The sequence below is a fragment of the Campylobacter concisus genome, assembly GCF_001891085.1.
GTDB lineage: Bacteria > Campylobacterota > Campylobacteria > Campylobacterales > Campylobacteraceae > Campylobacter_A > Campylobacter_A concisus_O.
In genome coordinates, this window is record NZ_JXUP01000004.1 from 24,527 (window position 1) to 35,139 (window position 10,613).

11 protein-coding genes are annotated in these 10,613 nt (G+C 39.0%); all 11 read right to left on the reverse strand.

Annotation, left to right across the window (positions count from 1 at the left end):
• Window positions 1-2: 2 nt before the first annotated feature.
• Window positions 3-1,928, reverse strand: coding sequence for an ATP-dependent zinc metalloprotease FtsH (gene ftsH / locus TH67_RS03805; protein ID WP_072594437.1), 1,926 nt, complete (start codon window positions 1,926-1,928; stop codon window positions 3-5).
• On the reverse strand, window positions 1,921-2,754 hold the full coding sequence (locus TH67_RS03810; RefSeq protein WP_072594438.1) for a 50S ribosomal protein L11 methyltransferase: 834 nt from the start codon (window positions 2,752-2,754) through the stop codon (window positions 1,921-1,923). The genes ftsH and TH67_RS03810 overlap by 8 nt, the downstream gene beginning before the upstream one ends.
• Complete coding sequence (locus tag TH67_RS03815; RefSeq protein ID WP_002939933.1) at window positions 2,754-3,119, reverse strand: chemotaxis response regulator CheY; 366 nt, start codon at window positions 3,117-3,119, stop codon at window positions 2,754-2,756. The genes TH67_RS03810 and TH67_RS03815 overlap by 1 nt, the downstream gene beginning before the upstream one ends.
• 63 nt (window positions 3,120-3,182) lie before the next feature.
• Complete coding sequence (hisA, locus tag TH67_RS03820; RefSeq protein ID WP_072594439.1) at window positions 3,183-3,893, reverse strand: 1-(5-phosphoribosyl)-5-[(5-phosphoribosylamino)methylideneamino]imidazole-4-carboxamide isomerase; 711 nt, start codon at window positions 3,891-3,893, stop codon at window positions 3,183-3,185.
• Window positions 3,893-4,504 carry an imidazole glycerol phosphate synthase subunit HisH gene (gene hisH / locus TH67_RS03825; RefSeq protein ID WP_072594440.1) on the reverse strand — a complete coding sequence of 204 codons (612 nt, stop codon included), beginning with the start codon at window positions 4,502-4,504 and terminating at the stop codon, window positions 3,893-3,895. Before hisH ends, hisA begins: the two co-directional genes overlap by 1 nt.
• Window positions 4,501-5,397, reverse strand: coding sequence for a PDC sensor domain-containing protein (locus TH67_RS03830; protein ID WP_072594441.1), 897 nt, complete (start codon window positions 5,395-5,397; stop codon window positions 4,501-4,503). The genes hisH and TH67_RS03830 overlap by 4 nt, the downstream gene beginning before the upstream one ends.
• Window positions 5,398-5,399: 2 nt before the next feature.
• On the reverse strand, window positions 5,400-7,181 hold the full coding sequence (pglF, locus tag TH67_RS03835) for a UDP-N-acetylglucosamine 4,6-dehydratase (configuration-retaining) (protein WP_072594442.1): 1,782 nt from the start codon (window positions 7,179-7,181) through the stop codon (window positions 5,400-5,402).
• Window positions 7,182-8,273, reverse strand: coding sequence for a UDP-N-acetylbacillosamine transaminase (pglE, locus tag TH67_RS03840; RefSeq protein WP_072594443.1), 1,092 nt, complete (start codon window positions 8,271-8,273; stop codon window positions 7,182-7,184). It abuts the gene before it with no gap.
• A gap of 48 nt (window positions 8,274-8,321) precedes the next feature.
• Window positions 8,322-8,912 carry a UDP-N-acetylbacillosamine N-acetyltransferase gene (gene pglD, locus TH67_RS03845; protein WP_072594444.1) on the reverse strand — a complete coding sequence of 197 codons (591 nt, stop codon included), beginning with the start codon at window positions 8,910-8,912 and terminating at the stop codon, window positions 8,322-8,324.
• On the reverse strand, window positions 8,899-9,504 hold the full coding sequence (pglC, locus tag TH67_RS03850) for an undecaprenyl phosphate N,N'-diacetylbacillosamine 1-phosphate transferase (protein ID WP_072594445.1): 606 nt from the start codon (window positions 9,502-9,504) through the stop codon (window positions 8,899-8,901). The genes pglD and pglC overlap by 14 nt, the downstream gene beginning before the upstream one ends.
• A complete protein-coding gene (gene pglA, locus TH67_RS03855) occupies window positions 9,497-10,612 on the reverse strand; it encodes a N,N'-diacetylbacillosaminyl-diphospho-undecaprenol alpha-1,3-N-acetylgalactosaminyltransferase (protein ID WP_072594446.1) in 1,116 nt (371 codons plus the stop codon). Before pglA ends, pglC begins: the two co-directional genes overlap by 8 nt.
• Between the last annotated feature and the right edge of the window lies 1 nt (window position 10,613).

A 10,613-nucleotide genomic window follows, 5' to 3' on the forward strand; every position in this document is an offset into this window, starting at 1 on the left:
TTTTATTCCTCTTTTTTACTCTTTTCGTCTTCTTCGGTCTCTACGAGTCTGCTCTCTAGATCATTTTCGATCTCATAGTTTTTAATGATCTCTCTAACTCTTTTTCCTTCGATCGTTTCTTCTTCATAAAGTGCTGATACCATATTTTCAATAGCGCCTTTATAAATTTCAAGCAAACCAAGTACAGCTGTGTATCTTTCATGAAGAAGTGTTTTTACAAACTCATCAACCTTTTCAGCCATCTTATCACTATAGTCTTTGATACTTTGACCGCCATTTAAAAACGTAGCACGTTGTTTTTCAAGCACCATAAGACCAGCAACATCACTCATACCATACATACTAACCATGGCTTTTATGATATCGGTTGCACGCTCTAGGTCGTTGCTAGCTCCAGTTGAAATTTCTTTAATAAACACCTCTTCAGCAGCTCTACCAGCCAAAAGTACATCCACTTCTGCTATCAATTCATGCTTTTGCATCATAAATTTATTCTCTTCAGGCGTGTTTAGAGTATAGCCAAGCGCTGCAAGACCGCGTGGTACGACTGAGACTTTTGTTACCCTTTTTGCACCTTTTGTTAGCTCAGCTATCAAGGCATGGCCGCACTCATGATAAGTGACGATTCTTTTTTCTTTTGGATTTACGCGGCGAGACTTTTTCTCAAGTCCAGCGATCGATCTCTCGACAGCCTCCACAAGATCGGCCTGCTCGACAAAGGTCTTTGACTTACGTCCTGCAAGAAGTGCTGCCTCATTTATGATATTTTCAAGATCAGCACCAGCTAAGCCGGTCGTAAGCCTTGCGATATCTTCGATATTTACATCTTTGCCAATCTTTACATCTTTCATGTGAACTTTTAAGATGTCGCAACGTCCTTTAAAATCAGGCTTATCAACAAGTACTTGCCTGTCAAATCTACCTGGTCTTAAAAGCGCAGCATCTAAAACTTCAGGCCTATTTGTAGCAGCTATAACGATGACTGGCGATTTATCCGCATCAAAGCCGTCCATCTCAGAAAGAAGCTGATTTAGCGTTTGCTCTCTCTCGTCATTGCCGCCCATCGGACCAGAATTTCTACTTTTACCGATCGCATCGATCTCATCTATAAAAACGATCGCTGGAGCCTCTTTTTTAGCATTTTCAAAAAGATCTCTAACCCTACTTGCGCCAACACCGACAAACATCTCTATAAAGCTTGATGCTGACATAGAGAAAAATGGCACACTAGCCTCGCCTGCAACTGCTCTTGCAAGAAGTGTTTTACCTGTGCCTGGAGGGCCAACTAGCAAAATTCCCTTTGGAATTTTTGCCCCAAGCCTTAGATATTTATCAGGACTTTTTAGATAATCAACTATCTCTTGAACCTCTTCTTTTGCCTCTTCAACGCCTGCAACATCGTCAAATTTAACTTTTGGCTTTTCAGAATTTATAAGTTTTTTTGCACTTCCGATACCAAGTATGCCACCGCCAATGTTCTTTTGCATACGACTAGCAATAAACATCCAAATGGCAAAAAATATAAATACTGGGATGATCCATGAAAATATAAGATCTCCAAACCAGTTATTTTCGCTATAAACGCTGTAAGTTATGCCATTTTGCTCAAGTATGCCAATGAGCGTTGGATCATTTATGCGCTTTGCGAGGTAGATGGTTTTGTCACTACCTATGCCCTTTATGGTAGTCTCTGAGATAGCAACCTCATTTAGTTGCTTATTTTTTAACATATCTTTAAACTCAGAATAAGCTACCATTTTACTCTGAGCATTGCTATTTAGCCCAAAAGAGCCACCAAGTCCGTCTCCACTAAAGCTTCTAAAAGCTAAAACTATAACTATTGCGAAAATGGCAAAAATGAAAATAGGATTTTTATTAAAAAAACCGTTATTATTGCCATTATTTTGGTTATTATTTTGGTTATTCATCTATTTCCTTATAAACAAAGCTACTCCAATCGTTACTTTGTTTTATCTCAATTAGCTCCAAATCCTTAAATGCATCTTTAATTCTATCTTCGTATTTGTTTAAAATTCCTGACAATACCAAATAGCCGCTTTTTTTAAGCGATTTTTTTAAGTCATTTGAGAGCATAAAAATGACATCAGCGATGATATTTGCTACGACAATGTCATATTTTTGCTCTAAATTTGCGATAGAACCTGTCCAAATTTTATTAAATTTAACCTCATTTAACTTGGCGTTGCTAAGTGAGCTTTGCGTGGCTTGCTCGTCTGTATCACAAGCATCGATCTTGCAGCCAAGCTTTGCCAAAGCTATGCTTAATATTCCACTTCCACATCCCACATCTAAAGCGCTATCGCCACTTTTTGCATATTTCTGTAAAAGCTGCAAGCAAGAATTTGTGCTTTCATGGTGCCCTGAGCCAAAGGCTAGAGCTGGGTCGATTATGATATTTGTTACGCCATTAAGTGGCTCTTCCCAGCTAGGTCTAACATAAATTTTATCAACCAAAATAGGCTTAACTGCCTTTTTATATTCACCTAGCCAGTCTTTATTTTCTTTTAAATTAAGAGAAATTTTTAAATCATTTGAAATTTTACGAACACTAGAGAGCCCTTTTGCATACTCTTCGATACCCCAAGCTATATCTTTTAGATCATATTCTTCCCTGATGATGATCTCGTGATCTAGCTCTTCTACACAGGTGACCCCAAAAGAGAAAACTAGCTCTAAAATTTCATCATAAAAATTTGATGTTTTTATGCTTAATTCGTAGAATTTATCTTTCATTAACCAAGAACGTCTTCAAGCTTCTCTTTTAAAACTTGTGGCGTAAAAGGTTTAACGATGTAGTTATTAACACCTGCTTTTAAAGCTGTTATAACTTCGGCTTTTCCGCCTTCTGTTGTTACCATTATGATAGGCATATCAACATACTTCTGCTCTGCTCTTACCTTTTTAACAAGCTCAAGACCATTCATCTCAGGCATATTCCAGTCAGTGATAAGAACTTCGATACCTTCATTTTGAGTTAAGATATTCCAGGCCTCAAGACCGTGCTCAGCCTCAAGAATTTCTTGATGTCCTAACCTTTGTAAAGTATTTTTTATGATTCTTCTCATTGTTGAACTGTCATCTACAACCAAAATCTTCACATAATATCCTTTTAGTAAAAATTGCCCTATTCTAGCTAATTTAAATTTATAAAAGCTTTAACGCTATCTAAGTAGTTTAAAGGCCTCTTTTAAGTCAAGCAACCCTTCATAGTAGGCTTTTCCAACTATTACGCCACTAATCTCATTTGTGGCTTTTAGCATCAAAATATCATTTATATCACTCACGCCACCACTTGCTATTGTCTCAAGCTTGCTATTTCTAGCTATTTGCAAGCTAAACTCAACATTAACTCCGCCAAGCATTCCATCCTTGTTAATATCGGTGCAAATCACAGCTTCCACGCCAACATCTGCAAATTTTCTTGCAAGATCAATTGCTTTTATATTTGAGATCTCGCCCCAACCTTGCACGGCTACGTAGCCATCTTTTGCGTCAATGCCGACTACAACTCTATAAATTTCAGCCATTTTTGCTGTAAATTCTGGATCACGAAGGGCAACTGAGCCAAGGATCACCCTGCTAACTCCAAGGTCTAAATAGCGTTTTATTCGCTCTTCATCTCTTATGCCACCACCCACTTGGACGCTTAAATTCGTAGCCTTTGTAATCTTTTCAATTGTTTTAAAATTTATCATCTCTCCAGCAAATGCACCATCCAAATCAACCACATGAAGCCATTTTGCGCCATAATCTTCAAATTTCTTAGCAAGTTCACTTGGCTCGTTGCTATAAATTTTTGCACTTTGCATAAGACCTTTGCTAAGTCTAACTGCTTGCCCCTCTTTTAGATCTATTGCTGGAAAAATTTCCATCACAACCTCGCAAAATTCTCTAAAATTTTAAGTCCAGCTTCATGACTTTTTTCTGGATGAGGCTGAAAGCCAAAGACATTTTCATACCAAACCGCACTTGTAAATTCATATCCATAAGTTGTCTTTGCCAGTGCAAATTTATCATCACAAACCACATGATAGCTATGTACAAAATATAAATACTCAAGCCTTTTTAGTCCTAAATTTAATGGGCTATTTTGCTTAAATTCCAAAGCATTCCAACCAATGTGGGGTATCTTTAATGGTTTATCGAAATTAGCTTCATTAAATTTTACGACCTCACCAGGTAAAAGAGAAAGTCCCTTATGCTCACCAAACTCGAAGCTTCGCTCAAATAAAAGCTGCATGCCAAGACAAATACCAATAAATACTTTGCCGCTTTTTACGGCTTCTCTTACAGCTTCGTCCATGCCGTTATTTTTTAGCTTTGTCATCGCCTCACCAAAAGCTCCAACGCCTGGCAAAACGATGTGAGAGTACTCTTTTAAACTATCAGGCTCACTTACTAAAACGCACTCATGTCCAAGAAATTTAAAAGCATTTATCACGCTTTTGATATTGCCCGCACCATAATCAATAATAGCGATCATCTGTTCTCTTGTCTTTTTACGCTGAAAAGATAAAAGCTAAGTGCCGCCATCAGCATCGCCACACCGCCTATTAGATAGATAGCATTTATAATATTTTCAGGTGCAGTGATAGCAAATTTAAAGACTAGCATTAGCGCCTCGATTGCAAGTGCGATAATAATTGAGCCGATAAATCTCACCATCGTCTTATAAATAACGCTATTTTCCTCGTGATTTTTACCTAAAACCTCTTCTTCAAATATCGTCTTAACAAGATCAAAAATGGCAAGAGCCAGCGTTAAAATAATAGTTGATTCAAAAATTTCTTCAACATTTATATGCTCGATACTCTTTGATATAAAGCTCTTCACACCGTGCCAAAACAAAAACGCACAGATCATAAAAAGTGAGGCACAAAATAGTGTGTAAACAGTCTTTAAAAATCTACCAAAGTGCTCCTCGACAAAGCCACCATCAACCATTTTTAGGATATTTTCTAAGCTTATGTCAATACAGGCAATAAATTTAAGCTCACTTTTTTCATTATAGATAGGCACGCTTGCTGTGACGCATAAATTTCCATTTAGACTTGATGGATAGGGATCGCTTAAAACACACCTTTTCTCGCGCACTGCAGTATAATAGTATGCCTTATTTGCACGGTTTTCGCCCTTTGGAATTTTATACTTCTCATTTAGGCTGATCGAGTCTTCGATCTGCACGCCATTTTCGTCTAAGATGTATAGTGCATCAAAATTTTCTATCTCGTGACTGATCTTATCAAAGCCAGCTTTTATGTTCTCCAAACAAACTCCAGGCAGTCTATTTGGCAAATTTCTACTAAATAAATAGCAAATATATGCTCTTGCCTTATATCTCGTATCACTAAATCTCTTAATATCTTTAATAACCAAATTTAACCTTTTAAATTTAATGCGTGATTGAACTCAGGAACGATCTTTTTAAGTGCAGGTGCGATCTCATTATCCTCAAGCTGTAAAAGCTCACTTATCTGCGAGTTTAAAAGCACTAAATCATAAGGCTCTGAATGCGTTACAAAGATCGACTCATATTTGGTTTGAACGTCATCTTTGTTGATAAGTAGCTCTTCATAAAGCTTCTCGCCAGGTCTAAGCCCTACAAATTCGATACCCAGATGCTCTTTGTTTGAAAGCAGAAGCATTTTTTTAGCAAGATCAACGATCTTAACAGGCTCGCCCATATCAAGTACGAAAAGCTCTCCACCTTTTGCGATAGAGGCTGCTTGAAGGACTAGCTGACACGCTTCAGATGTAAGCATAAAGTATCTTGTGATCTCTGGGTGAGTGACACTTAGTGGCTTATTTGCAGCGATCTGCGCTTTAAATTTAGGTATGACAGAGCCGCTTGAGCCAAGGACGTTACCAAAGCGCACGCAAACTATCTCGCACACACCTGCTTCGTTTGAATTTAGTGCGTAAAGCTCGCAAACACGCTTAGTTGTACCCATTATGTTTGTTGGGCGCACAGCCTTGTCTGAAGAGATCATGACAAATTTCTTAGCACCATATTTTTTAGAAAGATCGACCGCATTTTTTGTGCCAAGGATGTTGTTTTCAACTGCTGAGCGAGGATTTAGCTCGCAAAGTGGCACGTGTTTGTAGGCTGCAGCGTGGATGACGATCTCTGGTCTAAATTCTTCAAAAACCTCTTCAAAGTCTTTTAAATTTGTGATATTTACAAGCTTGCTAACAGTTCTTTTATCTTTTGTATCTTCGCCTATTTTATAAAGGTTAAACTCGCTGTGCTCGACCATTATAAGCTCACTTACACCAAATTTTAAGCATTGCTTACAAATTTCACTTCCTATGCTACCGCCAGCTCCAGTGACAAGCACTCTTTTATCTTTTAAAAAATTTGAAATAGCCTCTGGGTTTAAATCTTTTGGCTTTCTAGCTAGCAAGTCTTCAATAGAGATATCCTTGATCGGCTCATTTTCGATAAGAGAGAAGAGCTTCATATCTCTTATGCCATATCCACTTAGCTCATCAACTAGAGCTTGAAGCTCATCTTGATCTAATGCAAGCGCGATGATAGCGGTCTTTGCGTCATAATCTTTTATAAGACTTGGTATCTCTTTTTTATCTTGAACTAAAAATCCATCACAATAAGTGCCAACAAGATCACTCCTGCCATCTACCACACCAACTGCGTAATAATCAAGATACCCTTGTTTTAAGCCACGCAAGACGTGAAGCGCTTTTGACGTTGCGCCTATAACGATACAAGGCTCACCTTTGTGAGGTCTATTTGAAAAGTCAAGCACCATGCGTTTTGAAATTCTTAAAAGCCCAACAAGCAAGCATGAAATAAGAAGATCAATGAAAATGACGCTTCTTGGGTATGGATTTAAAAAATCTTGAATGATAAAAAATATGATCGTAAATAAAACCGCTGAGCAAACGTGAGCTAGGAAAATTTTTCTTGCTTCGTTTAATCCAAAAAATCTCCACGGTACCTTGTAAATTTTAAACATCCACATAAAAAATAGTTTAAATACGATCAAAAATCCAGCCGTTACAAAAAGCCCTTGCACATAGATATCTGGGATGTCGGCGTTAAATCTTAAAAGATAAGCCGCATATATCGAAAAAACAAATATAAAAACATCGCCAAGAAGGAAAAATACGAGCCTTTTTAACTTCGTTGCATGAAACATTTACGCATTTTCCTTGACTATTTTGATCACTCTTGCTTGCGTCTCCTCGCTCATATCGCTACCGCTTGGCAAGCAAATTCCTCTTGAAAATAGGTCTTCGCTATATCCATCGACAAAGCTTAATGCACCTTTAAATACAGGCTGTAAATGCATAGGCTTCCAAAGTGGGCGACTCTCAATATTTTCATCAGCTAGTGCTTTGATAACTTTTAAATGTGCATCTTTTTTAGCAAAAACGCCAGTTGTGAGCCATCTGTTGCCACGAGAATTTGGCAGCTCTGGCATAAATTCTAAAATATCGCCAAGCTCTTTTTCATAAATTTCAAAGACTTTTCTCTTTTGCTCGACTCTTTTTTCTAAAACTTCCATCTGTGCCACGCCAATAGCGCCTAGCACGTTGCTTAAGCGGTAGTTATAGCCATAGTCTTTGTGCTCGTAGTGAAGCAAAGGCTCTCTTGCTTGAGTGCTGTAAAATCTAGCTTTTTCTACAAATTCCTTGTCGCCAACTAGCATACCTCCGCCTGAAGTGGTGATTATCTTGTTGCCGTTAAAGCTATATGCGCCCATCACGCCAAATGTACCAAGCGCCTTACCGCCGTAAAATCCGCCAAGTGCTTCAGCTGCATCTTCAACCAAAGCGATGCCCTCGTTTTGGCAAATTTCGCAAATTTCTTTCATCTTTGAAGCTTGACCGTAAAGATGAGTAACGACTAATGCCTTTGGCTTTTTAGGTAAATTTGAGATCGCTTTTTTAAGTAGTTCAGGGCTTAAATTCCAGCTCTCATCGCAGTCTATGAATACTGGAGTTGCTTTTTCATAAAGTATAGGCGAGACTGAAGCCATGAAAGTAAAACTAGAAGCCAGCACAAAATCACCCTCTTTTACACCAAGGACGCGAAGTGCTAGGTGAAGTGCCGCCGTTCCAGCGCTTAGCGCAAGAGCATCTTTGGCTCCGGTGTAGCTTTTTATACTTTCTTCAAATTTATTTACATACTCGCCAAGTGGCGCTATATAGTTGCTTTCAAAAACTTTTTTTATATATTCCTGCTCTTTTCCGCTCATATTTGGTGGAGATAAAAAAACCCTATCCATTTCATCCCTTTCGTGATTTTTTGGCGATTTTAGCACTTATTTTTAAATTTATATCTTAGCGCGCTCGCATGCTGGCACTCCGTACGCCTTTGTGCCATCTTTTATATCTCTTACCACCACACTTCCAGCGCCGATGATGCAGTTGCTGCCGATACTTATACCTTGAATGACACTTGAGCCAATACCTATGTGCGTAAATTCGCCTACACTAACGTTTCCAGCAAGGGCTGCATTTGGGCTGATGTGAGCAAATTTACCTATGTCGCACTCATGCTCTATCACCGCGCCAGAGTTTATGATAGCGCCCTCTTTTATGCGAGCTTTTGCGTTTATCACGGCATTTGGCATGACTACTACGCCTTTTTCTATCACAGCACTTTCGCTCACAACCGCGCTTTTATGGATCAAATTTACTATCTCAAAGCCAGCAGTCTCTACCTTTTGACTGATCTTTTGCCTAGTTTTGTTTTCGCCAATAGCTATTATGATGTCAGCTTTTTCAAGCTCTGGGCTAAATTTACGCTCACTAGCATCATCTAAAAAAACTATCTCATCATAGCCGCTATTTCTAGCGATGTCAGCAACCACAAGGCCATGCCCACTCGCTCCGTATATGTAAATTTTCTTAGTTTTTGCCATTAAATTTCTCCGTCGTCGCCTGCCCCTCTTTGCTGACACCACTTCGTTTTAGCACCTTTTCGATGGTCTGCAAAGCGATCTTTACATCAAGCATAAAGCTTAAATTTTTAGCGTAATAGACGTCATATTCAAATTTTTTCTCCCAGCTTATGGCATTTCTACCATTTACCTGTGCTAGGCCCGTGATACCAGGGCGCACGTCGTGGCGGTGCTTTTGCGTTTCGTTGTAGATGGGTAGGTACTCGACCAAAAGCGGCCTTGGTCCGATGAAACTCATATCGCCTTTTAGCACGTTAAAGAGCTGTGGTAGCTCATCAAGGCTAAGAGAGCGGATCAGTTTGCCAAATTTACCAAGACGCTGCTCATCTGGCAAGAGATTACCATTTTCGTCACGCTCGTCACTCATCGTCTTAAATTTATAAATTTTAAAAATTTTCTCATTAAGACCTGGTCTTTCCTGAGTGAAAATGACATCACGGCTTACTTTAAAATAGATAAAGATAGCCGTTGCTATGATGATAGGCGATGTTAAAATAAGCAAAAACAAAGTTCCTAAAATATCAATCACCCTCTTTAAAAAATTTCTATACATCTATAAATTTCCTATAAATTTCTATATATCTTTTTGCGATTTGCTTCTCGTCAAACTCGCTTACCGCCCAGTCCCTGCCATTTGCTCCAAGCTTAGCGCAAAGCGCTTCGTCATCAAGCAAAATTTTTATCTTTTCTGCTAGATCACTTGCGTCCTTTACCTTGCATAAAAGTCCGTTGTAGCCCTCTTTTACAGCTTCATTACAGCCTGTCACGTCACTTGCAACGACTGCTTTAGCCATGCTCATCGCCTCTAAAACCGTTCTTGGAAAGCCCTCTTTGTAGCTAGGGAGTGCTAGCAAGTAAGAAGCCTTTAAAAGCTGTGGTATATCGTTTCTAGCGCCAAGATACCGCACCTTGCCACCTTTTAAAAAGCTCTCATCTGCGGTTGATTTATTACCAGCAAAGCCCTCGCCCACAAAGACAAATTCGCAGTTTTTGTAGCCATTTAAAATTTCAGCTGCCTCGTAAAATTCACGAACGCCCTTGTGCCACATGGCTCTTGCGATCATTAAAATGACTTTTTTTTCACCCAAGTCCGCTGCCTGCGTGATAGCTGGATCAAATTTAGCAGTATCCACGCCGACACTTTTTATGCGGTAAACTTTACTTTTATCTATCAAATTACGAGAGATCATATAATCAGCATCCGAGTCGTTTACAAACACGCAAACATCGGCCTTTGCGAATGAAAATTTATAAAGGCGCTCCATGACAAAACGCACAGCCTTCGTCTTAATATCATCATCGATATAAAAGCTACCAAGGCCTTCAACTAAATTTATCACATGCTTTATACCAGCGTTTTTAGCGGCAAATGTGCCAAATACATTTGACTTATGAGCGCCAGTTTGCAGCAGGTCCAAATTTAGCTCGCCCAAAATTTGAGATAGTTTTTTTGAGTTATTTATAACAGTTAGTGGATTTAGACTGGCTTTGTCAAGCTCGTAAGTGACGGAGTGAAAGCTTTTAGCAAGCTCGTCAGTAAAGTCACCTTTTGGAGCGATAGCAAAAACTTCATGTCCCATATCTTTTAAAGCCTGCATTATTGGACGCCTAAAAAAGTGTATACTCATGTCAGCGTGGCTTAAAAACCCTATCCTTGCCATT

Bases quoted from the DNA above. Each gene is read 5' to 3' on its own strand.
- ftsH (WP_072594437.1), bottom strand. From the start codon at position 1,928: ATGAATAACCAAAATAATAACCAAAATAATGGCAATAATAACGGTTTT.
- TH67_RS03810 (WP_072594438.1), bottom strand. From the start codon at position 2,754: ATGAAAGATAAATTCTACGAATTAAGCATAAAAACATCAAATTTTTAT.
- hisA (WP_072594439.1), bottom strand. From the start codon at position 3,893: ATGGAAATTTTTCCAGCAATAGATCTAAAAGAGGGGCAAGCAGTTAGA.
- hisH (WP_072594440.1), bottom strand. From the start codon at position 4,504: ATGATCGCTATTATTGATTATGGTGCGGGCAATATCAAAAGCGTGATA.
- pglF (WP_072594442.1), bottom strand. From the start codon at position 7,181: ATGTTTCATGCAACGAAGTTAAAAAGGCTCGTATTTTTCCTTCTTGGC.
- pglE (WP_072594443.1), bottom strand. From the start codon at position 8,273: ATGGATAGGGTTTTTTTATCTCCACCAAATATGAGCGGAAAAGAGCAG.
- pglD (WP_072594444.1), bottom strand. From the start codon at position 8,912: ATGGCAAAAACTAAGAAAATTTACATATACGGAGCGAGTGGGCATGGC.
- pglC (WP_072594445.1), bottom strand. From the start codon at position 9,504: ATGTATAGAAATTTTTTAAAGAGGGTGATTGATATTTTAGGAACTTTG.
- pglA (WP_072594446.1), bottom strand. From the start codon at position 10,612: ATGGCAAGGATAGGGTTTTTAAGCCACGCTGACATGAGTATACACTTT.